Source organism: Sphingomonas lutea (genome assembly GCF_014396785.1).
Taxonomy (GTDB): Bacteria; Pseudomonadota; Alphaproteobacteria; order Sphingomonadales; family Sphingomonadaceae; genus Sphingomicrobium; species Sphingomicrobium luteum.
Window position 1 is genome coordinate 2,258,607 of the sequence record NZ_CP060718.1, and the last position, 22,370, is coordinate 2,280,976.

Annotated in this window: 21 protein-coding genes; 6 read left to right on the top strand and 15 right to left on the bottom strand. The window is 65.9% G+C overall.

All coding sequences use genetic code 11. From position 1 onward, the window contains the following. The first annotated feature begins 25 nt into the window (after window positions 1-25). Window positions 26-1,672 (top strand): amidohydrolase, encoded by a 1,647-nt coding sequence (locus H9L13_RS11755; protein ID WP_187537857.1) that lies wholly within the window; start codon window positions 26-28, stop codon window positions 1,670-1,672. On the opposite strand, the gene metH is transcribed toward H9L13_RS11755, so the two are convergent. The 4 genes from metH to H9L13_RS11775 form a co-directional block, all read right to left on the bottom strand. Then, window positions 1,669-4,236, bottom strand: a complete 2,568-nt coding sequence (metH, locus tag H9L13_RS11760; RefSeq protein ID WP_235091349.1) for a methionine synthase — start codon at window positions 4,234-4,236, stop codon at window positions 1,669-1,671. The genes H9L13_RS11755 and metH overlap by 4 nt on opposite strands. Before the next feature lie 119 nt (window positions 4,237-4,355). After that, window positions 4,356-5,390 (bottom strand): homocysteine S-methyltransferase family protein, encoded by a 1,035-nt coding sequence (locus H9L13_RS11765; RefSeq protein ID WP_187537859.1) that lies wholly within the window; start codon window positions 5,388-5,390, stop codon window positions 4,356-4,358. Then, window positions 5,387-6,295, bottom strand: a complete 909-nt coding sequence (gene metF, locus H9L13_RS11770; RefSeq protein WP_187537860.1) for a methylenetetrahydrofolate reductase [NAD(P)H] — start codon at window positions 6,293-6,295, stop codon at window positions 5,387-5,389. Before metF ends, H9L13_RS11765 begins: the two co-directional genes overlap by 4 nt. Beyond that, complete coding sequence (locus H9L13_RS11775) at window positions 6,292-7,248, bottom strand: ArsR/SmtB family transcription factor (protein WP_483409554.1); 957 nt, start codon at window positions 7,246-7,248, stop codon at window positions 6,292-6,294. The genes metF and H9L13_RS11775 overlap by 4 nt, the downstream gene beginning before the upstream one ends. A 171-nt stretch (window positions 7,249-7,419) precedes the next feature. Between H9L13_RS11775 and H9L13_RS11780 the strand changes: the two genes are divergently transcribed. After that, the gene (locus tag H9L13_RS11780) at window positions 7,420-7,668 is read left to right on the top strand and encodes a circumsporozoite protein (protein WP_187537861.1); all 249 of its coding nucleotides are present in this window, start codon (window positions 7,420-7,422) and stop codon (window positions 7,666-7,668) included. 87 nt (window positions 7,669-7,755) lie between these two features. Continuing rightward, window positions 7,756-7,932: a hypothetical protein gene (locus H9L13_RS11785; protein WP_187537862.1), complete on the top strand. Its 177-nt coding sequence runs from the start codon at window positions 7,756-7,758 to the stop codon at window positions 7,930-7,932. A 138-nt stretch (window positions 7,933-8,070) separates the two neighbouring features. Here H9L13_RS11785 and groL read toward each other — a convergent pair whose 3' ends face one another. The 4 genes from groL to H9L13_RS11805 all read right to left on the bottom strand — a co-directional run bounded on the left by groL (window position 8,071) and on the right by H9L13_RS11805 (window position 12,366). Further along, window positions 8,071-9,714, bottom strand: a complete 1,644-nt coding sequence (groL, locus tag H9L13_RS11790; RefSeq protein WP_187537863.1) for a chaperonin GroEL — start codon at window positions 9,712-9,714, stop codon at window positions 8,071-8,073. A gap of 78 nt (window positions 9,715-9,792) precedes the next feature. Then, on the bottom strand, window positions 9,793-10,080 hold the full coding sequence (groES, locus tag H9L13_RS11795; RefSeq protein ID WP_187537864.1) for a co-chaperone GroES: 288 nt from the start codon (window positions 10,078-10,080) through the stop codon (window positions 9,793-9,795). A 169-nt stretch (window positions 10,081-10,249) separates the two neighbouring features. Beyond that, complete coding sequence (locus H9L13_RS11800) at window positions 10,250-10,966, bottom strand: CPBP family intramembrane glutamic endopeptidase (protein ID WP_187537865.1); 717 nt, start codon at window positions 10,964-10,966, stop codon at window positions 10,250-10,252. After that, a complete protein-coding gene (locus tag H9L13_RS11805; protein WP_187537866.1) occupies window positions 10,963-12,366 on the bottom strand; it encodes an MATE family efflux transporter in 1,404 nt (467 codons plus the stop codon). Before H9L13_RS11805 ends, H9L13_RS11800 begins: the two co-directional genes overlap by 4 nt. Window positions 12,367-12,489: 123 nt before the next feature. Here H9L13_RS11805 and sppA point away from each other — a divergent pair, with 123 nt between their 5' ends. Next, the gene (sppA, locus tag H9L13_RS11810; protein ID WP_187537867.1) at window positions 12,490-14,352 is read left to right on the top strand and encodes a signal peptide peptidase SppA; all 1,863 of its coding nucleotides are present in this window, start codon (window positions 12,490-12,492) and stop codon (window positions 14,350-14,352) included. Here the strand turns inward: sppA and H9L13_RS11815 are convergent. The 4 genes from H9L13_RS11815 to H9L13_RS11830 all read right to left on the bottom strand — a co-directional run bounded on the left by H9L13_RS11815 (window position 14,349) and on the right by H9L13_RS11830 (window position 18,147). Beyond that, window positions 14,349-15,047 (bottom strand): PepSY domain-containing protein, encoded by a 699-nt coding sequence (locus H9L13_RS11815; protein WP_187537868.1) that lies wholly within the window; start codon window positions 15,045-15,047, stop codon window positions 14,349-14,351. The two genes, sppA and H9L13_RS11815, sit on opposite strands and share 4 nt — an antisense overlap. An 11-nt stretch (window positions 15,048-15,058) precedes the next feature. After that, window positions 15,059-16,453, bottom strand: a complete 1,395-nt coding sequence (gene lpdA, locus H9L13_RS11820; RefSeq protein ID WP_187537869.1) for a dihydrolipoyl dehydrogenase — start codon at window positions 16,451-16,453, stop codon at window positions 15,059-15,061. A gap of 135 nt (window positions 16,454-16,588) precedes the next feature. Continuing rightward, window positions 16,589-17,668: a flavodoxin family protein gene (locus tag H9L13_RS11825; RefSeq protein ID WP_187537870.1), complete on the bottom strand. Its 1,080-nt coding sequence runs from the start codon at window positions 17,666-17,668 to the stop codon at window positions 16,589-16,591. Window positions 17,669-17,721: 53 nt separating this feature from the next. Beyond that, on the bottom strand, window positions 17,722-18,147 hold the full coding sequence (locus tag H9L13_RS11830; protein ID WP_244954812.1) for a YybH family protein: 426 nt from the start codon (window positions 18,145-18,147) through the stop codon (window positions 17,722-17,724). 207 nt (window positions 18,148-18,354) lie between these two features. Here H9L13_RS11830 and H9L13_RS11835 point away from each other — a divergent pair, with 207 nt between their 5' ends. Then, entirely contained in the window at window positions 18,355-18,651 is a 297-nt protein-coding gene (locus tag H9L13_RS11835) for a DUF6481 family protein (RefSeq protein ID WP_187537871.1), read from the top strand. 10 nt (window positions 18,652-18,661) lie between these two features. Further along, a complete protein-coding gene (locus H9L13_RS11840; RefSeq protein ID WP_187537872.1) occupies window positions 18,662-19,333 on the top strand; it encodes a polyamine aminopropyltransferase in 672 nt (223 codons plus the stop codon). 78 nt (window positions 19,334-19,411) lie between these two features. Here H9L13_RS11840 and H9L13_RS11845 read toward each other — a convergent pair whose 3' ends face one another. The 3 genes from H9L13_RS11845 to odhB form a co-directional block, all read right to left on the bottom strand. Beyond that, window positions 19,412-20,521 (bottom strand): hypothetical protein, encoded by a 1,110-nt coding sequence (locus tag H9L13_RS11845; protein ID WP_187537873.1) that lies wholly within the window; start codon window positions 20,519-20,521, stop codon window positions 19,412-19,414. 98 nt (window positions 20,522-20,619) lie between these two features. Next, window positions 20,620-20,778 carry a hypothetical protein gene (locus H9L13_RS11850; RefSeq protein ID WP_187537874.1) on the bottom strand — a complete coding sequence of 53 codons (159 nt, stop codon included), beginning with the start codon at window positions 20,776-20,778 and terminating at the stop codon, window positions 20,620-20,622. Between the two features lie 230 nt (window positions 20,779-21,008). Next, the gene (gene odhB / locus H9L13_RS11855) at window positions 21,009-22,370 is read right to left on the bottom strand and encodes a 2-oxoglutarate dehydrogenase complex dihydrolipoyllysine-residue succinyltransferase (protein WP_187537875.1); all 1,362 of its coding nucleotides are present in this window, start codon (window positions 22,368-22,370) and stop codon (window positions 21,009-21,011) included.

The following is a 22,370-nucleotide window of genomic DNA, read 5'->3' on the forward strand; positions in this document are numbered from 1 at the left end:
GCGCAAACAATGCTATGCGCCGGTCATGAACAGGGCCCTCATCGCACTCGCCGCCGCGTTTTTTTCCACGACCGCTTATGCCGACACGCTCGTGACCAATGTCCAGGGCGTCCAGGTCGGCGCGGACGGGCAGCTGGAACGGTTCAGCGGCCTGGTCATCGGCCGCGACGGCAAGGTGCGCACGGTGCTCACGGGACCTCCGCCGCCGATGGCGTTCGAAAGCACGATCGACGGCAAGGGACACACGCTGCTGCCCGGGCTGATCGATGCGCACGGCCATGTCATGGGGCTTGGCACAGCGGCGATCCAGCTCGACCTCGTCGGCACGACGTCGCTGCAGGATTTGCAAGCGCGGCTGCGCGGACATGCGGCGGCAAATCCCAAGGATCCGTGGATCATCGGGCGCGGCTGGAACCAGGAGTTGTGGCCCGACAAGCGTTTCCCGATCGCCGCCGATCTCGACGCCATGGTCGCTGACCGACCGGTGGTGCTCGAGCGCGTCGACGGCCATGCAGTCATCGTCAACAGCGCGGCACTGCGGGCCGCGGGGATCACGTCCGCAACCGCCGATCCCACTGGCGGCAAGATCGAGCGCGGCGCGGATGGCGCGCCTACGGGACTGCTGGTCGATGCCGCGGCATCGCTGGTGAAAACGCCCCCGCTCACCGCCGAGCAGCGCAGGCAGGCACTTGCCAAGGCACAGGAAGCGCTCCTGTCGGTCGGTGTCACCGCTGCCGCCGACATGGGTACAAGCCGAGACGATTGGGCGCTGTTCTTCGCCGCGGGCGGCGCAAAGACGCTGAACCTGCGGATCATGGCCTATGCATTCGGGCTGGAGAATTCGCCGAGCGCGCCGACACCCTGGCTGTTCAGCGACCGGCTGCAGATGGGTGGCGTTAAATTGTACGACGACGGGGCGCTGGGATCGCGCGGCGCGTGGCTGAAGCAGCCTTACGCCGACAAACCCGACACGCGCGGCCTGCAGTTCCTCACCGACAAGCAGATTAGCGACCAGGCGAATGAAGCGGCGCGGCGCGGTTTCCAGTTGGCGATCCACGCGATCGGCGACGCCGCCAATGCGCAGGTCATCACGACCTATGAAAGATTGGCGAAAACCTATGGCCGCGACGGCCGCTGGCGGATCGAGCATTTCCAGATCGCCGACCCCAGGGACATCGGCCGCCTGGCGCCTGCGGGGATCATCGCGTCGATGCAGCCGACGCACCAGACGAGCGACCGGACGATGGCCGAAGCGCGGCTAGGGCCAAACCGTCTGGCTGGCGCTTACGCCTGGCAAACGGTGCTAAAGAGCGGCGCGAAACTCGCCTTTGGGTCCGACTTCCCGGTCGAATCACCCAACCCCTTTCCCGGCCTCGCCGCGGCAATCAGCCGCGAGGACATGAATGGGCAGCCGCCGGGCGGGTGGATCCCCGCCGAGAAGCTGACCTTTGCGCAGGCGCTTCACGCGTTCACGCGCGGTGCGGCTTATGCCGGCTTTGCGGAGAGCAAGATCGGCGCGCTCGAGCCGGGGCGGTGGGCCGACTTCATCATCGTCAACCGCGACGTCAGCACGGTCGATGCGCAGGCGCTGGCGCGGACCCAGGTGCTGCAGACGTGGGTCGCGGGCAAGAAGGTGTGGGAGCGACCGGCGAGCGGCGAGCGCGGCGACTAGTCGAGGTTCGGACGCAGCCAGCGCCGCGCCTCGTCGACCTCGACATCGCGGCGCGCGGCATAGTCGGCCAGCTGGTCTTCTCCGATGCGGGCGACGCCGAAATATTGGCTGTCGCGGTGGCCGAAGTAAAAGCCCGACACCGCCGAGGTCGGCAACATCGCGAAATTCTCGGTCAGGCTGACCTCGCCCGGCGCGCCGCCAAGCATGTCGAACAGGATCGGCTTCAAGCTGTGGTCGGGGCACGCCGGATAGCCCGGCGCGGGACGAATGCCCTGGTAGCTTTCGCGGATCAGGTCGGCGTTGGAGAAATGCTCGTCGGCATAGCCCCACAGCCGCTTGCGCACCTTGGCGTGGAGCACTTCGGCAAAACTTTCGGCGAGGCGGTCGGCAAGCGCCTTCAGTAGGATGTCCGAATAATCGTCATTCTCCGCCTTGAACCGCGCGAGGTGCGGCTCGAGCCCGTGGATGCCGACCGCGAAGCCGCCGATCCAATCCTCGCCCTCGGGATTGATGAAGTCGGCCAGGCACATGTTCGCCCGCCCCTCGCGCTTGCGCACCTGCTGGCGGAGGAAGGGAATGCGCGTCCAGTCATTGCCCGCAAGCACGAGCACGTCGTCACCCTCGCGCTTGCAGCGCCATAGCCCGACCGTGCCCTTTGGCGTCAGCCAGCGCTCGGCGATGATGCGATCGAGCATGGCTTGTGCGTCGTCGAACAGGCTTCGCGCACTGTCGCCGACGATCGGGTCGTCGAGAATTCCCGGGTACGTTCCAGCCAGCTCCCACGCGCGGAAGAATGGCGTCCAGTCGATCGACGCGCGCAGATCCTTGAGCGGCCATTCGCCATATTGGTGCAGGCCGGGATGCTGCGGCACGGGCGCCTGGCCTGTGGGATCGAAAGCGAAGCTGTTGGCGCGCGCCTCGTCGATCGGCGCCAGTTCACTGTGCCCGCTGCGCGCGCGCGACTTGCGCAATTTGTCATAATCATCGGCGGTACTGGCGATCAGCGGTTCGCGCTGCGTGTCCGATACCAAGCTCGACGCAACGCCGACTGCGCGACTGGCGTCGAGGACGTGAATCACGGGCCCGTCGTAGGCCTCGTCGATGCGCAACGCTGTGTGTGCCTTGCTGGTGGTCGCGCCGCCGATCAGCAGCGGCATCGCCATGCCCGCGCGCTGCATCTCGCCTGCGACCGTCACCATCTCGTCGAGCGAGGGGGTGATGAGGCCGCTAAGGCCGATCATGTCCGCCTTATGCTCAACCGCGGCGGCGAGGATGTCGGTCCACGGCACCATCACGCCAAGGTCGATGATCTCGAACCCGTTGCACTGCAGGACGACGCCGACGATGTTCTTGCCGATGTCGTGGACGTCGCCCTTGACGGTGGCCATCACGATCCGGCCCTTGCCCTGGGTCGCGCCGGTGCGCTCTTTCTCCTCCTCGATGAAGGGGATGAGGTGGGCGACCGCCTTCTTCATCACGCGCGCCGATTTGACGACTTGCGGCAGGAACATCTTGCCCGATCCGAACAGGTCGCCGACGACGTTCATGCCGTCCATCAGCGGGCCTTCGATGACCTCGATCGGCCGCGCGAATTGCTGGCGCGCTTCCTCGGTGTCGGCGACGATGTCGAGGTCGATGCCCTTGACCAAAGCGTAGGACAGCCGCTCGGCAACGGGCAGCGAGCGCCATTCCGCCGCGGCCTTTTCGGCCACTTCGTCGGTGCCGCGGAAGCGTTCCGCGAGCGTGACCAATCGCTCGGTCGCATCGTCACGCCGGTCGAGGATGACGTCTTCGCACGCGTCGCGCAGCTCGGGATCGATGGCGTCGTAGACGTCGAGCTGGCCGGCGTTGACGATCGCCATGTCGAGGCCCGCGGGGATCGCGTGGTAGAGAAAGACGCTGTGCATCGCGCGGCGCACGGGCTCGTTGCCGCGGAACGAGAAGCTGAGGTTGCTGAGGCCGCCGCTGATGTGGACCCCGGGGCAGCGCCGGCGGATTTCGCTCGCAGCCTCGATGAAATCGAGCGCGTAGCGGCGGTGCTCGTCGATGCCGGTGGCGACCGCGAAAATGTTGGGATCGAAGATGATGTCGTGCGCTTCGAAGCCGTCGGCGACGAGGAGTTTGTAGGCGCGCTCGCAAATGTCGACCTTGCGCTGCGCGGTGTCGGCTTGGCCGGTTTCGTCGAACGCCATGACGACCGCGGCGGCGCCGTAACGGCGGCATTTGCGCGCGACGTCGAGGAACAGGGCCTCGCCTTCCTTAAGCGAGATCGAATTGACGATCGGCTTGCCCGACACGCATTTCAGGCCCGCCTCGATCACGCTCCATTTTGAGCTGTCGATCATCACCGGGACGCGCGCGATGTCGGGCTCGGCGGCGATGCGCTTCAAAAAGGTCGTCATCGCCAGCTCGCTGTCGAGCAGCGCCTCGTCCATGTTGACGTCGACGATCTGCGCGCCGTTCTCGACCTGCTCGCGCGCGACCGCGACCGCCGCGTCATAGTCGCCGGCGAGGATCAGCTTCTTGAATTTGGCCGATCCGGTGACGTTGGTACGCTCGCCGATATTGACGAAACGCGCGCCGGCGCTTGCTACCCCCTCCCCGTTCGTGTCGAGCGAAGTCGAGACACGTCCCTCGACTTCGCTCGGGACGAACGGTGCGGTGGGTGCAGCCGCCTGTTCGCTCACGCGGCAATGACCATCGGCTCGAGCCCGGCGAGCACGGTGTGCGCTGGCGCCTGCGGGATCGCCCGCGGCAACTGATTCTGCGCCGCCTTGGCGATCGCCGCGATATGCGCCGGCGTCGTGCCGCAGCAGCCGCCGACGAGGTTGACCAGCCCGTCGTCGATCCAGTCGCGCACTTGGGCGGCGGTTTCCTGGGCGGCTTCGTCATACTCGCCAAGCTCGTTGGGCAGGCCGGCATTGGGATAGGCCATGACCAAAGTGTCGGCGGTGGCAGCAAGCGCCGCGAGGTGCGGGCGGAGCTGCGCCGCGCCGAACGAGCAATTGAGTCCGATCGTCAGCGGCCGCGCATGGCGAACGCTCGCCCAGAAGGCTTCGACAGTGTGACCGGACAAGTTGCGGCCAGACAGATCGGTCAACGTCATCGAGATCATCAACGGCAGTTCGCAGCCCAGCGCTTGTTCGGCCTCCAGCCCGGCCATGATCGCGGCTTTGGCGTTGAGCGTGTCGAACACGGTTTCGATCAGGATGAAATCGACCCCGCCCTCGACCAGCGCGTCGATCTGCTCGCGGTAGACCGATTTCACCGTGTCGAAATCGACCTCGCGAAACGCGGGATCGTTGACGTCGGGTGAGAGCGACAGGGTCTTGTTGGTCGGCCCGAGCGCGCCCGCCACCCACATCGGCCGCTTCTGTTGGTCGGCAACGTCGCGCGTGATCCGCGCGGCTTCGCGATTGATGCGCGCAACCAATGCCTCGGCACCGTAATCGGCCTGGCTGATGCGGTTGGCATTGAAGGTGTTGGTCGCGAGCACGTCAGCGCCGGCCGCGGCGAAGCTTTCGCAGATGCGCTTCACCACCCCCGGCTGGGTAATGTTGAGCAAATCGTTGTTGCCGCGCTGATCCTTCGAAAGGTCGAGGCCCGCGCAATAATCCTCGCTCCGCAGCTTTTCGGCCTGGACCAAGGTACCGTAGGCGCCGTCCTTAATCAGGATCCGTTGCCGGGCATGGGCGCGAAGGGAGTCAGACGCGCTCATGCCCGTGCCCGTACGCCGAGCAGATGACAGATTGCGTAGCTTAGCTCTGCCCGGTTCAAGGTGTAGAAGTGGAAGTGACGGACGCCGCCCGCGTAAAGCTGCCCGCACAATTCGGCGGCGACGGTCGCCGCGATCAGCTGGCGCGCCGAGGGCAGATCGTCGAGCCCTTCGAACATTGCATCGAGCCATTCGGGGATGGCGGCGCCGCACGCCTGCGCGAAGCGGCGCGTGGTGGCGACGTTGGACACGGGCAGGATGCCGGGCACGATCTCCACATCGAGGCCGGCGGCGGCCGCTTCGTCGCGGAAGCGGAAGAAGCAGTCGGCGGAAAAGAAGAATTGCGTGATCGCGCGGTCTGCGCCGGCGTCGACCTTGCGCTTGAGGTTTTCGAGATCGAAGGCGCGCGACGACGAGTCCGGATGCATTTCCGGATAGGCCGCGACCGAAATGTCGAACGGTGCGACCTGCTTGAGGCCCGCGACCAGCTCGGTCGCATCGCGATAGCCCTGCGGATGCGGCTGATATTTGATGCCCGCCTCGGGCGCGTCGCCGCGCAATGCGACGATGTGGCGTACGCCGAGATCCCAATATTCCTGTGCGACTGCATCGACCTCGGCGCGGCTGGCGCCGACGCAGGTCAAGTGCGCGGCCGGAGTCAGCGGCGTTTCCTTGAGGATCCGCTCGACCGTCGCATGGGTACGCTCGCGGGTCGATCCGCCCGCGCCGTAAGTGACCGAGACGAAGCGCGGCTGCAGCGGCGCCAGCGTCTGAATCGATTCCCACAAGGTGTCCGCCATCTTGTCGGTCTTGGGCGGGAAGAATTCGAAGCTGACGGCGATGTCGCCGCGGGTCTGCGCGAACAGCGGCTCGTGGTGGCGCAGCGCCTCGATCGGCTGGCGGTTCATGCCGCCTGCCGTTGCGGGACGTCCGCCTTAGATCCGCGCCACAGGGTGACGGTCAGCTCGCCGCCGCGGAGGTGTTCGACCTGGTCCATGACGAGGCTCGACGCGGCAAACCAGCCAGCCATTGCCTCATCCTCAAAGCCGAGGCGGATGTGGGCGTCGGTGGTGCGCAATTCTTCGCGGTCGTGCGCTGCGAAATCGACAACCAGCAAGGTGCCGCCGGGCGCAAGGACGCGCGCCGCTTCGGCGATCGCGGCGGCGGGGGAATGGGCGTAGTGTAGCACCTGGTGGATGACGACGCTGTCGGCCGACGCGTCGGCCAGCGGCAGCGCATACATGTCGCCCTGCCGCAGGCTTGAGGAGATGCCCGCAGCTTCCAGCTTGACCCGTGCCAGCCGAAGCATTTCGGACGACCGATCGATGCCGATCGCCTGCGTAGCCCGCGGCCCGAGCAATTCGATCATCCGCCCGGTGCCGGTGCCGATGTCGATCAGGGTGCCCAGCGGTCTTGCCCCAAGCGCCCGGTCAATGGCGCGTTCGACATCGCTTTCGGCGACATGGAGCGAGCGGATCTGGTCCCACACCTCGGCATGGCCGGCGAAATAGCGGTTGGCAGCCTCGGCACGATCGGCGCGGATGGCGTCGATGCGCGCCGCGTCGGCCGCGAAGGAGGCGTCGGTCGCACTATCCGACCAAGCGTCGATCAACGCGAACATCGGATCGACCCGCGCTGCTTCGGCCAAGGTCAGGAACACCCAGCTGCCTTCCTTGCGGCGTTCAAGCACACCCGCATCGGCGAGAATCTTCAGGTGCCGCGACACCCGCGGCTGGCTTTGGCCGAGCACCTGCGCCAGTTCGCCCACCGACAATTCCATCACCCGCAGCAAGGCGAGGATCCGCAGACGCGTGGCGTCGGCGAGGGCCTGGAGACGGTCGGAGAGCGGAAGCATCGTCATCACGTAAGTTAAAGATATAAAGATATCTTTATATCGTCAAACCGAATGCCAAAATAATGTCTTGTGCGAGGCTAGAGATCACCGCTATTGCCGGCGGTCTGGCCCGAAGCGACTCGCGGATGGCCGAACTGACGCCTCCCCTTGGGCGTCGTTATTGGGAGTGGAAAGACTATGAAGAAGGTTGCTCTGACCGTTGCGGTCCTGTCGCTCGGCCTCGCCGCTTGCCAGGACAATGCCGCTGACAACAATGCCAGCGTCGTGAACACGATCGAGACCGAGGCCGAGGCCGACGTCAACGCCGCCAGCAACAGCGCCGATGCTGCCCTGAACGCCGCCGGCAACGAGCTGGATGCGGCCGGCAACGCGGTTGAGAACGCTGGTGAAGCGGTCGACAACGCGGCTGACAACGCAGCCAACTAAGCTTTTCGCTTCGACGAAAAGGAAGGGCCGTCCGGGCAACCGGGCGGCCCTTTTTCTATTGCCGATTGAAGTGGTACTTCGAGCGGAATGAAGATTGCCCTTCCACTCATCTGCTTGCTGGTCGCGGGTTGCCGCGATGCGCAGCCGCCGCTGCCGACACGCGACGAGGCGGCGCAATTGAATGAGGCGGAGGATTTGCTCGACCAGACGGCGAATGACGAAGGGCCGGACGCTGCGGCGGCCGACCCTTCTTTGAACAACTAGCTTCGGGCGTGCCCGGCGCGGCGTAGATCCGCGCCGTCGGTCCTGTCGCCTGATGGCGCAGGCCGTCCGGCCTTCGGCGAGTCCGGGGACTGCTAACGGCCGCTTAGCGACCGCTTCGCTGTCCCCGGCCGCCTCAGGCTAGAAGTCCATTCCGCCCATGCCGCCCATGCCGCCACCGGCCATCGCGGGGGCCGGCTTGTCGTCCGGCGCGTCGGCGATGGTGGCTTCGGTGGTGATCAGCAGGCCGGCAACCGAGGCCGCGTCCTGGAGCGCGGCGCGAACGACCTTGGTCGGGTCGATGACGCCGGCCTGGACGAGGTTCTCGTACACCTCGGTCTGGGCATTGAAGCCAAGCGTTGGATCATTGCCGTCGATCAGCTTGCCCGCGACCACCGCACCGTCATGGCCGGCGTTCTCGGCGATCTGACGCACCGGAGCCTGCAGCGAGCGACGGATGATGTCGATACCGCGGGTCTGGTCGTCATTTTCGCCCTTGAGGCCTTCGAGCGCCTTGCCGGCATAAAGCAGCGCCGTGCCGCCGCCGGGGACGATTCCTTCCTCGACCGCAGCGCGGGTGGCGTGGAGCGCGTCGTCGACACGATCCTTGCGTTCCTTGACCTCGACCTCGGACGCGCCTCCAACCTTGATCACCGCAACGCCGCCGGCCAGCTTGGCCAGCCGCTCCTGCAGCTTTTCACGGTCATAGTCGGACGTGGTGTTCTCGATCTGCTGACGGATCGCACCAACACGCGCCTCGATCGCTTCGCGGGTGCCCGCGCCGTCGACGATGGTCGTGTTGTCCTTGTCGATGGTGACGCGCTTGGCCTGGCCGAGCATGTTGACCGTGACGTTCTCCAGCTTGATGCCGAGATCTTCGCTGATCATTTCGCCGCCCGAGAGGATCGCAATGTCCTCGAGCATCGCCTTGCGGCGATCGCCGAAGCCCGGCGCCTTGACCGCCGCGACCTTGAGGCCGCCGCGCAGCTTGTTGACGACCAGAGTCGCCAGCGCTTCGCCTTCGATGTCCTCGGCGATGATGAGCAGCGGACGACCGCTCTGCACCACGGCTTCGAGGATCGGAAGCATCGCCTGCAGGTTCGACAGCTTCTTTTCGTGGATGAGGATGTAGGGGTCGCTAAGTTCGACCGACATCTTTTCCGGGTTGGTGATGAAGTAAGGCGACAAATAACCGCGGTCGAACTGCATGCCTTCGACGACGTCGAGTTCGAACTCGAGGCCCTTGGCTTCCTCGACCGTGATGACGCCTTCCTTGCCGACCTTTTCCATCGCCTCGGCGATCTTTTCGCCGACTTCGCGGTCGCCGTTGGCGGAAATGATGCCGACCTGCGCGATCTCGTTCGATCCGGCAACGGCCTTCGACCGCTCCTTGAGGTCCGCGACAACCTTGGTCACGGCGAGATCGATGCCGCGCTTGAGGTCCATCGGGTTCATGCCCGCGGCGACCGACTTCATGCCTTCGCGCACGATCGACTGCGCCAGCACGGTCGCGGTCGTGGTGCCATCGCCGGCGATGTCGTTGGTCTTCGAGGCCACTTCGCGCACCATCTGCGCGCCCATGTTCTCGAACTTGTCCTTGAGCTCGATCTCCTTGGCGACGGTGACGCCGTCCTTGGTGATGCGCGGCGCGCCGAAGCTCTTGTCGATGACGACGTTGCGGCCCTTGGGACCCAGCGTCACCTTCACGGCATTGGCGAGGATGTCGACGCCGGCGAGAATGCGCTCACGCGCATCGCGGCTGAATTTCACGTCTTTGGCTGCCATTGGGCTACCCTTTCTGAATGTGGAAAGTCACAAAAAGTCGCACTTGCCACGCGCATGCGCGAGCGAGCGCGGAAAAGGTCAGGCGACGATCCCGAGGATGTCGCTTTCCTTCATGATGATCAGGTCTTCACCGTCGATCTTGACCTCGGTGCCCGACCACTTACCGAACAGGATCTTGTCGCCAGCCTTGACGTCCAGCGGCGTGACCTTTCCTTCTTCGGTCTTGGCACCGCCGCCGACGGCGACGACTTCGCCTTCCTGCGGCTTTTCCTTGGCGGTATCCGGGATGATGATCCCGCCCGACGTCTTCTCGTCAGCTTCGACGCGGCGAACGAGGACGCGGTCATGAAGCGGCCTGAATCCCATGGGTGTAAACCCCCTCTTTCTAGTTGAACATTGCCGTTGGCACTCCCCAGGGGAGAGTGCCAGCGTGAGGGGCATATGGGTCGGCCTTTCCTATTCGTCAACGAGTCCGAGCGATGGCTTTTTCAACCGTGCGAAAGGCGGGTCAGGCTGATGCTTTCACGCTTGGCACCTAGGAGGTCGCGAAGAGCCATCCGATGTTCCCGCCAAGAACGGCGAACAGCAAATAAGCGGCATCGCCCAGCATATGCAGCGCCATTCCGGGAAGGATTGATCCCGTGCGCCGGACCAGCGCGCAATAGATAAGCGAGATGAGGAAAAAGCCGGGCAGCAGCACCAGAACGCCTAGCCCGTGCACCAAATGCGCTGCCGCGAACACGGCACTTGTCACCACCATCGCGGTCTCCGGGCCGAACCGTTCCAGCCGACTGAACATGAAGCCGCGATAGGCCATTTCCTCCGCGACGCCGGCGACGAGCGGCGTCATCACGAATGCCGAAATCCGGAAGGCCGTCGTCGGATATTGCGAGCCGTCGGGGAGGGGCCGGCCGCCGCTCAATCCGATCCACGCGGCAGTAAGGGCGACGAAAACAAGGATCAGCATCCAGGTCTCGGCGGACCAGCGATGCGCCCTCTCCGGCCCGCCCGCGGACCAGAGGCGAAGCGTCCGCCATCGGGCATCTCGCGACGCGCGCGGCGGACCACCGCCCGCAAGCCACCAAGCGAGCAAGGCCAGGAGGATCAACGTGGCGGCTGCCGCCCACGGCAGGTCAGGGCGGATCCGCGCGTTGAGCGGCGCGAGGAGCGCCCAAGGCCCGATCCCCAGAATGGCAACGCCCAGTCCTAACGCCACTTCCCTGGCGATCCCCCAATTCCTCGAATGCGTCATCCTGCCCCTCGCGTACGAACCAGCTCGAAGCGTTCCCGAAGAGCCCATCGGCCCAGCATCAGCGCGGAAACGATGCCGAGGCCGATCGCAAGCCCAGTCCAGATGCCGACGCCGTCCCAGCCCCGCTCAAACGCCAGCCAGGCGCCGGCGCCGATGCCGATGACCCAATAGCCGAGCAAGGCGAACAGCATCGGCATCCGCGTATCGTGGAGGCCGCGCAGCATGCCCGCGCCGACGACCTGTGCTCCGTCGAAAATCTGGAAGGCAGCGGCGACGACGAGGAAGGTGACGGCAAGGTCGATCACGCGGGCGTTGGCGGGCGTGTCGTCCAGGAAGAAGCCGACGAGGTCGCGCGGGACGGCCCACATTACCGCCGCCATCGCCGCCATGAACAGCACGCCAAGCGACCAGGCGATCCACCCTGCGCGGCCAAGCCCATCGACATCGCCCGCGCCGAGCGCGCGGCCGACGCGCACGGTGGCCGCCTGGCTGAGGCCCCACGGAACCATGAAGGTCAGCGCGGCAATCTGCAGCGCGACGGCGTGCGCGGCGACGCTGGCGGCGTCGATCAGCCCCATCAGATAAGCGGCGGCGCCGAACACCGCGCCTTCGAAGGCAAAGGCAAAGCCGATCGGAATGCCGAGCCGAAGCATCCGCCCGAGGCGCGGCCAGTCGGGCCGCCAGAAATGCCCGAACAGGTGGAAGCGGCGGAACTGCCGGTCGGTCAGGATAACCGCCGCCAAAGCCAGCGCGATCCCGGTCCACACGATCGAACTGGCGAGGCCGCCGCCGAAGATCCCCATCGCGGGCAGCCCGAAACGGCCGAAGATCAGAGCCCAGCCGAGCAAGGCGTTGGCGAAGATTCCGACCGCGCTGATCGCCAGCACCCAGCCGGGGCGCTCGACTGCGGCGAGGAAGTTGCGCATCGCCTGGAACAGCAGCCAGGGCAGCATGGTCCACATGTAGCCGCGCAGGAAGATGGCCGCGTCGCGCGCCAGATCGGGCTGCTGGCCGAGCGCAAGAATGATCGTTTCGGCATGCCACAGCATCAGCCACAGGGGCAGCGCGGCCATCACCGCCAGCCACATTGACTGGCGGAAGCTGCGCCGGACGTCGCGGACCGAGTGCGCCTTGGCGCCGAGCGCGGTGGCCATCATCGGCGAGGCGGCGGTGAGGATGCCGAACGCGGCAAAGCCGAGCGGCCAGGTAAGGTTGATCCCGAGCGCCGAGGCGGCGAGCTGCTGCGGGCCGAGCCAGCCCATCAGCACCACGTCGGTCGCCTGGATCAACGCGAAGGTCAGGTTGCTGAGGATCAGCGGCCAGGCCAGCGTCAGCGTCGCGCGAAGCTCCTCGCTCCACACCGGCGGTCGCACACGGGGCTTGATGACCGGCTGTTCCATCCCATGTCATTGCGAGCAACGGAGTGACGAAGCAATCTGGCTGTGGCGCGGACGGATTGCTTCGCGTCGCTCGCAAAGACCCGCTATCCCGGCTAGCGGCAGCTCGAAAAAGGCGACCGAAGAATGAAATTCGTATCCGCAATCTGGAAGCTGCTGGTCGGGATCAAGGACGCGCTCGTCCTGATCGCGATGCTGATGTTCTTCGGTCTCCTCTACATGGCCTTGTCGATGCGGCCCGAGCCGGTCGTGGCCGGCGTGCTCGATCTGTCGCTTGACGGCACCGTGGTCGAGCAGCCCGCACCGTCCACATGGGCCGATGTCGCCGGAGGCCGCATGATTCGCCAGCATCGGCTGCGCGACGTCGTCGGCGCGCTCGATGAGGCGCGCACGGATTCGCGGGTGAAGGCGGTCGCGCTCGACCTCGATGGATTCCTTGGCGGTGGGCAGGTCGCGGTGTCCGATATCGCCGATGCGGTCCGCCGCGTCCGTGCCGCGGGCAAGCCGGTCGTGGCCTATGCCGTCGGCTACAGCGACGACAGCTATCTCCTCGCTGCATCCGCCTCTGAAGTGTGGCTCAACCCGCTCGGCGCGGTGGTGATCGCCGGGCCCGGCGGCGCCAACCTCTATTTCAAGGGCCTGCTCGACAAGCTGGGCGTGACCGCCAACGTCTATCGCGTCGGCACGCACAAGGCCGCAGTCGAGCCCTACACGCGCAGCGACATGTCGCCCGAAGCCAGGCAGAATGCCGAGGCCCTGGGGCAGGCCGTGCTGGAACATTGGCGCGATCTTGTCCGCGTGGCGCGCCCCAAGGCGAACGTCGACCTGTTCCTGCGCGACATGCCGGGCGCGGTGCAGCGCGCGGGCGGCGACATGGCGCAGGCGGCGCTCCGCGCGGGGCTGGTGGACAAGGTGGCCGAACGATCCGCCTTCGAGGCGCGGCTGGCGCAACTGGGCGGCGACAATGCCGACGATCCCGCGGGCTTCCAGCGCATCAAGCTGCGCGCCTACGTCAACGATACGGTGACGGCGTCGGGCAGCGGGCCGATCGGCGTGGTCACGGTCGCGGGCATGATCGTCGATGGCGACCAGCCGGCAGGATCGGCGGGCGGCGATACGATTGCGCGCGCCATTTCCAAGGGCGTCGAAAGCGGCGTGAAGGCACTGGTGGTGCGGGTCGATAGCCCGGGCGGGTCGGTGCTGGCGTCGGAACGCATCCGCCAGGCCCTGCTCGACGCCAAGGCGAAGAAGATCCCGATCGTCGTGTCGATGGGGAATACCGCGGCATCTGGCGGCTATTGGGTCGCGACCCCCGCCGACTTCATCTACGCCGAGCCGTCGACCATCACCGGATCGATTGGCGTGTTCGGCGTGCTGCCGAGCTTTCAGGGTGCTCTCGACAAGCTTGGCGTCGGCGCCGACGGCATCAAGACGACGCCGCTGTCAGGCGAGCCCGACCTGCTCCGCGGCCCCTCGCCCGAGGTCAATGCGCTCATCCAGACGGGCATCGAATCGACTTACCGGCGCTTCCTGACGATCGTCGCCCAGTCGCGGGGCAAGTCGCCCGCGCAGATCGATGCGATCGCACAGGGCCGCGTGTGGGACGGCGGCACGGCGCGCCAGCTGGGCCTGGTCGACGGTTTCGGCGGGATCGACGAAGCCGTGGCCAAGGCGGGCGAGCTGGCCAAGATCGAGGCGGGAAGCCGGACCGCGCGCTACCTCGATCCGCCGCGCAGCTTCGAGGACGAATTGCTCAACGCCTTCAACTGGGGCGAGGACGACGGCCAGACACCCGCCGACGCGTTCGGCGCCCTTGCCCGGCGGCCGGAGCAGCAGATCGCCGCTGCGCTGGCCGAAGTGCGGATGATCGCCGCCGGACCCACGATCCAGGCGCGCTGCCTGGAATGCGCGTCCTCGTCGCCGGTGCGGCTGACGGCCAAGGACTGGAGCGTGCTGGGCCTGCTCGGACGGCTGTTCGGGCTCGGCTAGGCCGCATTGCGCGCGGCCTTGCGGCGGCGCCTGATCGTCATCGGCAGCATGATGAGGGCGAGCAGGGTCGTGACCAGCGAGACGATGCCGAAGCCGATCACCCACGGATTGTGCGTGTCCTCGCGCGTCTGCGGGTCCATGATGTGCAGGCCCCACATGAAATCATAGAATCGCCACCAGGCGGTGCGGCGCGCGACCACCTCGCCTGATCCGGGATCGACGTAGAAATGCGTGCCGTCGTCCATCCGCACCTGCCACGCGGCCATGTCGCGGCGGAAATCGACCGGGGGCCGGGCAGGATCGATGCGCGTGACGGCGGCGACCTTCGCCTCCCCCGTGTAGCGCGCGCCGACCTCCCGCACCGCGTCGGCGGCGGACAGGGGCGGAAGCAGCGCGCCGCTTTGTGGATCGGCGAGGCGGGTGGTGCCGTCGGGCAGGCCGAGCACCCAGCGCGGCCCGGCGGCGCGCGGCTCGAGCTTCAAGGCCGCGATCGGCAGCCCGGCGACCACCGGCGGGACCGCGAGGCCGGTCATGCGCATCGGCTTGGGATCGGCGAGCAGGTGCGTGCCGCGCACCTCCTCGATCGGCTTCCACACCATGATCAAGCCCGACACGGTCCACACCAGGAACGGAATGCCCACAATCCAGCCGAGCCAGATGTGCCAGCGGCGCAAGCGCGAACGAACAGCTCCCATTGCGAAGCGCCTTAAATGTGAATGGGCTTGCCGGTCACGGCCATCGCCGCTTCCTTGAGCGCTTCGCTGTGGGTCGGGTGGGCGTGGCAGGTGTAGGCGATGTCCTCGCTGGTCGCGCCGAATTCCATCGCCTGCGCGGCCTGGGCGATCATCGTCCCGCCGACGCTGGCGATGACCCACACGCCAAGCACGCGGTCGGTGCGGGCGTCGGCGATGACCTTCACGAAGCCGTCGGGTTCATGATTGGTCTTGGCGCGGCTGTTGGCGAGCATCGGGAACTTGCCGACCTTGATGTCGCCATGTTCCTTGGCCTGCGCCTCGGTCAGGCCGACGCCGGCGATCTCGGGCATGGTATAGACCACGCTTGGGATGACATCGTGGTTCACGATTCCGGTCAGGCCCGCGATATTCTCTGCCACCGCAATGCCCTCATCCTCGGCCTTGTGCGCGAGCATCGGGCCGGGGATGACGTCGCCGATCGCCCACACGCCGGGGACCGCGGTCTTGAAGCTGTGATCGGTCTCGATCTGGCCGCGCTGGTTAAGCTTGAGCCCAATCTTGTCGAGGCCGAGGCCGTCGGTGTTGGGACGTCGCCCGATGGAGACGAGGACGTGGCTTGCCTCGATCGTTTCGGCCGCGCCGCCCTTGGCGGGTTCGACCGTGATCGTCGCCTTGGCGCCGCTTACCGCCACGCCGGTGACCTTGGTGCCGAGCCTGAATTCGATCCCCTGCTTCTTGAAGATCTTGTTCGATTCCTTGCGGATGTCGTCGTCGAAGCCGGGCAGGATCTGGTCGAGGAACTCGACGCAGGTGACCTTGGCGCCAAGCCGCCGCCAGACGCTGCCGAGCTCGAGCCCGATCACGCCGCCGCCGATCACCACGAGATGCTCGGGCACCTGCTCAAGCTCCAGCGCGCCGGTCGAGGAGACGACGATCTTCTCGTCGATCTCGACCCCCGGCAGCGGGGTGACCGAGGAGCCGGTGGCGATGACGATGTTCTTGGCGGTGACGGTGCGGTCCCCGACTTTGACGCTATTCGCGCTTTCGAACGTCGCGAGGCCCTTGAGCCATTCGACCTTGTTCTTCTTGAACAGGAATTCGATGCCCCCGGTCAGGCCCTTGACCGCGTCCTTGCGCTGGCCGTGCATCGCCGGAAGGTCGAGTTCGGGCGTGACCTTGATGCCCATCGCGGCCATCGCGCCATTGGCCGCGGCGTCATAATATTCGGACGCGTGGAGCAACGCCTTGGACGGGATGCAGCCGACGTTGAGGCAGGTGCCGCCGAGCGTCTCGCGGCTTTCCGCGCAAGCGGTCTTGAGGCCGAGTTGGGCAGCGCGGATCGCGGCGACGTAGCCGCCTGGCCCGGCACCAATCACCAGCACGTCGAAATCAGTTTGGTCAGCCATGCATCTCTTCCGTCATCCCTGCGAAAGCGGGGATCCCGCTTCTTTCTTCGGGGGTTTTGATCAGCTGGATTCCCGCTTTCGCGGGAATGACGATCCGGGGCCATTTAGGGTGATGACCCGCGCCTGACCACCCCGCTACTTCTGACGCACCTGGTCGAGCCCTTCGCCGGCGTCGATCAGCTTGCCGGCGCGCTGCTCCTGGACCGCGCGGAGCAAGGTCCGTGCGGCGTTGCGCACTTCTTCCTGCACATCGTGGTCGGCGTCGAGCTCGTCATGGCTGGTCGCGTAGGGCTTCCAATAGCCGATGTAGCGGTCGAGCTCGGCGGTCGGGCCGGCGGGCTTCAGCTTCATGAAACGCAGCCAGTCGGCGAGGCTTCGGCGGACATTCTCCGCCCCTTCGACGTCGCCGTGGACGATGACCGAGAAGACCCGTCCTTCGAGATGGCGCGGATAGGGCCAGCCGTCGAGCTCGAGCTGCTTGGCCTTCTTGGCGTCCTTGCCATGCGTGCTTGTGGGGTCGGGATTCCCGCCGTCGGCGCACACCAGCCGGTCCATCATCAGCTTCATCGGCGATGTTGGCGAATACCAGTTGACCGGGTTGATCAGCATGATCCCGTGCGCCCGCACCCACATCGGGTAGATGTCGTTCATCCAGTCCTGGGTCTGCCCCAAGGCGTAATTGGGATAGCAGCTGCACGGCCAGTGGCAGAGTGCGGCAGCGGTCGAGAAGCAGGCTTTGCACGGGTGGATGTTGCGGCCGTATTCGCTTGCCAGCCGTGACAGGTCGAGCAAGCGCACGAGCGTGCCGTCGACGCCGCAAATCTCCTGCGCGATCTCGAGCAGGCGCCAGCTCTTCGACATTTCACCGGGGCACGTGTGCTCGCTGCGTGACGAGCCGTTGACGATAAGGATGCACGGCGGTTGCGCCGGGTCGTCATGCTCCCGCTGCGCCTGGTGGATGGCGTCGCGCGCGGCGCGCCAGTCGTCCGACAAGTCATAGCCAGGATCGGCGAAGCCTTTGCCCGCCTTATGCGTGCGCGGCGCCTTGCGGCCCTGGTCGTAGCCGTCCCAGGCCACTGCGGCGACGCGGTCGAGATCGGCCTTCAACGGGTCGAACGCCGGATCGGTGAACTGCGACAGGAAGCGCTTGCGGAATTCAGCCTCATCAAGCTGGGGCGACGGCATGCCCTTGCGGGGCTCGGGAGCCTTGGTCATGCCCGCTCAACGCACGAGTGGGGATTGGTTGCGCGCGCGTGTGCGGCCGCGGGTCAGCCTTCGCCGACGGGCAGATCGCTGTTGAAGATGTCCGCAGCCGCTTTCCATTTGCCGTCGATCTTCCGCCAGACGACGACATATTTGCCCGTATCGCTGACCGCGGTGCCGTTGGGCGTCATCGCCAGCCGGTACGTCCCCCGGTCTAGCGCCATGTCGCCCGACGATGAAATGAGGATCTGTTCGGGCGCGAAGTTCAGGTCGAAGCCTGGGATACCCATCATGCCGGCCCAGGTCTGTTGAATCGCGGCGGGGCCTTTTCCGATCGGGCCGTTGGGCGGCATAACCGCGCCGTCTTCGGCGTAAAGGCCCGCGATCCCCGCGGCATCCTTTGCCTTAATAAGCTGGAGCCAGCGATCGACTTCCGCTCGAATCGCCTTTTCCTCCGCAGCCGGATCGCTGGCGCCACGCGCTTCTACCACAGCACTCTCAGCGGGTTTGTCGGCGGGCCGACATGCCGGCAGCAACAACGCCGTTGCCGAAAGTAACAAGAGTGATTTCGTCATCTGTTCCCTCCCCAAGCCTGGTCCAAAATACCAGCAGCGGGGGCGGCCCGCCACTTCACCAACGATAATGCCGGCTCGGCACGCCCGATTTGCCACTGCATCCCCGATCTGCGAGGGCAAGGGATGACCTACAACGACACCTTCCAGGACCGCATCCGCGCGGCCAACGAGGCGCGTGAAAACGCGCTCGCCAAGCTAAAGGTCAAGGCGCCGCTTGATCCCGCGGTCGTCGCCGAAAGCGTCGAACGGCAGAATCAGCGCGAAGCCAAGCAGGCAGAAAAAGCCGCCGCCAAGCGCGCCGAGCGCGAGGCGCAGGCCGCGGAGAAAGCCGCCAAGGCCGTGGCTGCCGCGCCGCCTACCGAGGCCGAGCGCAAGGCGGCGCGCGACGCCAAATATGCCGCGCGCAAGGCCCGCAAGTAAGCACCAGCCGATGAAAGTCCGCGAGCTACTGGCGACGGCGCAGGTGCCCGGCGGCGAGGAGCTGCGCCTGTTCCGCCGCGACCGCGATTATATGATCGTGCTCGACCGCAACGAGCTGATGAACAGCCGCATGAGCGGGTCGGAAGAGCAGCTTGCGACGCTGACCATCGCGCGGCTGGCGAACCGGAGCGACCCGCGGCTGCTGATCGGCGGTTATGGCATGGGCTTCACGCTGCGCGCGGCCCTGGCGGCGTTGCCGGCGGGCGCGTCGGTCGTCGTCGCCGAGCTTGTGCCGGAGATCATCGAATGGGCGCGCGGGCCGATGGCCGAACTGACCGCCGGCGGCCTCGACGACCCGCGCGTGACCGTGGTCGAAGGCGATGTCGCGGCGGCAATCGCAGGGGCGCGCGGCAGTTACGATGCGATCCTGCTCGACGTCGACAACGGCCCCGACGGCCTGACGCGGGCGGGGAACGACGGGCTCTATTCGGCCGCCGGATTGGCAGCAGCGGGGGCGGCGCTGGCGCGCGGCGGAATTCTGGCCGTCTGGTCGGCAAGCGACGACGCGGCGTTCACCAAGCGCCTCAGCTCTGGTGGCTTCAATGTTTCAATCCAAAAGGTTCGCGCCCGCTCCAACGGCAAGGGCGCGCAACACACGATCTGGCTGGCTGAGACGCGGTAAGCGAACCTTCGCTTCCGACTGATCGCGGTCGCTGGCGTTCGCCGGTGACGCAATTCTGCGCCGCCACGCACCTCGCCGCTATCGCGTTCCCACCGTTTGCGCGCGCAAGTCTGCAATCAGCGTTTTTCCGACCGTCTCCCCTGTCGACGCCCAGGGCGCGTACGCATTGAGAAGCGGCGCGATGCGGTCGAGCGGCATTTCGTCCGCTGTCATCAAACGGACGGGTTGCTGAGGCGTGCGAGGCGCGAAGACACGCGAAAATTCGATCAGCGCGGTCGCTCCGACATCCGCTCGCCAGCCCCTGCCGCGAAGGATCTGGATGTCGCAGATCAACCTGTCGCCATCCCTGATAACGGCGACTTCGCTTTTTTCACCGCCCGCGCCTCTTTCCTCGACCGAGAGCTTCCAGCCTGTTCGAGCATCGGTCACGGTCTTCGATAGCGGATCGAAGCGGAATCGCGCGTTCGGCTCGCCGATCACCACGTCGACGTCATCAAGTCCCAGCAGTCGCCCAGAATCGTTTTTCCCATCCACGACGGACGGGAAGCGCCGGGCTCGTTGGGCCTGTTCGGCCTGCGCCAGTCGCTGGTTATTGACCCGCTCAGGCTCGCGTCGATCCAGCACGAGCAGTTTGCCCGAGGTCTTCCGGACGCTCCGCGCGATTGCCCGCAAGGCGGTCGCGAGCATCTGAGCCTGACGGTCGAGCGGCAATTCTCGCGGGTAGATCGCCTCGGCGTAGGGGAAGAACGTCGACGGATAAACATGGTCGATCGTGACGAAAATCAGTCCGTTTTTCCGAAACTGAGAGGCGTCAATTTCCGCCCGCGCGCCAGTCGGCTCGTATTCTGACGTCCACCAAGCGAGCCTCACTGGGATCGAAGCACTGGCTTTCGGCGATGCAATAGCGGTGTAATCCCGGTTGTTCAGGGAGAGCACCAGCGTCGTTGCGGATGCGGGGTCGTGCACGATCGCCATTCCCGCATGGGCTTTCTGAACCACAAGATTGTCGTCGGGTTCAGGCTGAATGGCGATAACGCCATGTTCCAAGGTCCGACGGTTAGCTTCCTCTGCCCGGGCGCGCCCGGCCGGCCTGTCGTCAATAATCATCGAGGCTTCTCGAACGGCGTCCGCGAATGCCTCGGCCATCTTGCTGAACATCGTTGAGAAGCTGTCGTCGCTGTTTTTCAAGGGCCGTCCCTCACACGAACAAAGCGTCGATACGACAGCGACAGAAAGCGCCAAAAGCGCAAGGCGTTTCGCTTTGAGCACCGGGTCGGCGCGTTCGCTTAGGAACTCATTCCATCCTTGTCCTTGCGGATTGTATCGGCCGCATGCTTGAATGCGTCCATCGCTGTGCTTGCCGCGAACAGATCGGTCATAATCCAATTCAGCAGACCGAAAGCTGACATCAAGCGGCCGATGGCGAGCGCGCCAATCGTTACCACGGAGAGCGCTATTACAGCCGTTATACCCACGGGGTTTGAACTCCTTGCCCAGTCAACCCGTGTCTTAAGCCCTGCAAGCCCTTAAGATCCTCTTTCGATCACAGGCACATCGACAGAAAGAATCTTTGTCGTCGACCGGCGGGAATGAGGTCGCTGAAATGCGCTGGCGCGGATGACGATTTACGGGAAGAGCGACTCCAGCCACGCAAAGTGCACACCGACGCTCGCGCCTAAAGGTCGATCAGCAGCCGCGTCGGGTCTTCGATCGCTTCCTTGACGCGCACCAGGAACGTCACTGCTTCGCGGCCGTCGACGAGGCGGTGGTCGTAGCTCAAGGCGAGGTACATCATCGGGCGGATGACGACCTGGCCGTCCTTGGCGACCGGGCGTTCTTCGATACGGTGCATGCCGAGCACGCCCGACTGGCCCTTGTTGAGAATTGGCGTCGACAGCAGCGACCCGAACACGCCGCCGTTGGAGATGGTGAAGGTGCCACCGGCCATGTCGTCCATGGTCAGCGTGCCGTCCTTGGCGCGCTTGCCGAAGTCAGCGATGGTCTTTTCGATTTCGGCGAAGCTCATGCGGTCGGCATTGCGGACGACGGGGACGACGAGGCCCTTGGGCGCGGACACGGCGACCGAGACGTCGAGATAATCGCGGTAGACGATATCCTCGCCATCGATATGCGCGTTGACCGCGGGCACGTCCCGCGCGGCGAGCGCGACGGCTTTCACGAAGAAGCCCATGAAGCCCAGGCGGATGCCATGCTTCTTTTCAAACAGATCCTTGTAGCGGGTGCGCGCGTCGATGACAGCGGTCATGTCGACATCATTGAACGTCGTCAGCGTCGCCGCGGTATTCTGCGATTCCTTGAGGCGCGTGGCGATGGTCTGGCGCATCCGCGAGAGGCGCACCCGCTCTTCCTTGCGTTCGCCTGCGACGGCAGGCTTGGCCGGCGCGGGCGCCGCGTGCGGCTGCGCGGGTGCGCGGACTTCAGGCTCGGGCTGCGGACCGCGCGCGGTTTCGCCGCCCTTACTGGCCTGCGCGGCAGCGATCACGTCGTCCTTGGTCAGGCGCCCGTCCTTGCCGGTACCCTTGATCTTGGTCGGGTCGACATGATGTTCGAGCACCGCGCGGCGCACCGCGGGGGACATGGTGGAGACGTGGCTGTCGTCGGCAAGCGCCGCACTTGTCGGAGCTGGCGCCGCCTCAGCGGGCTCGGGCGCATGTTCGGTGCCGCGCAGCTGCGGGTTTTCACCCGCGCCGGCCGGGTTGGTGCTGTCGGCGGCGGCTTCCTGAGCAGGGGCCGCGGGAGCTGATGCGGGAGCATCGGCGGCAGCGGGCGCCGGCGTCGCACCTGCGTCGCCGATCCGCGCGATCGCTGCGCCGACCGCGACCGTGTCGCCTTCCTTGACCAATTGTTCGGTCAGCACGCCGGCGGCGGGGGACGGGACTTCGACGCTAACCTTGTCCGTTTCGAGGCTGGCGATCGCTTCATCCTGCGCGACCGCGTCGCCGGGCTTCTTGAGCCATTGCGCAAGGGTGCCTTCGGTGATCGATTCCCCGAGCGTGGGGACCATGACGTCGGTCAT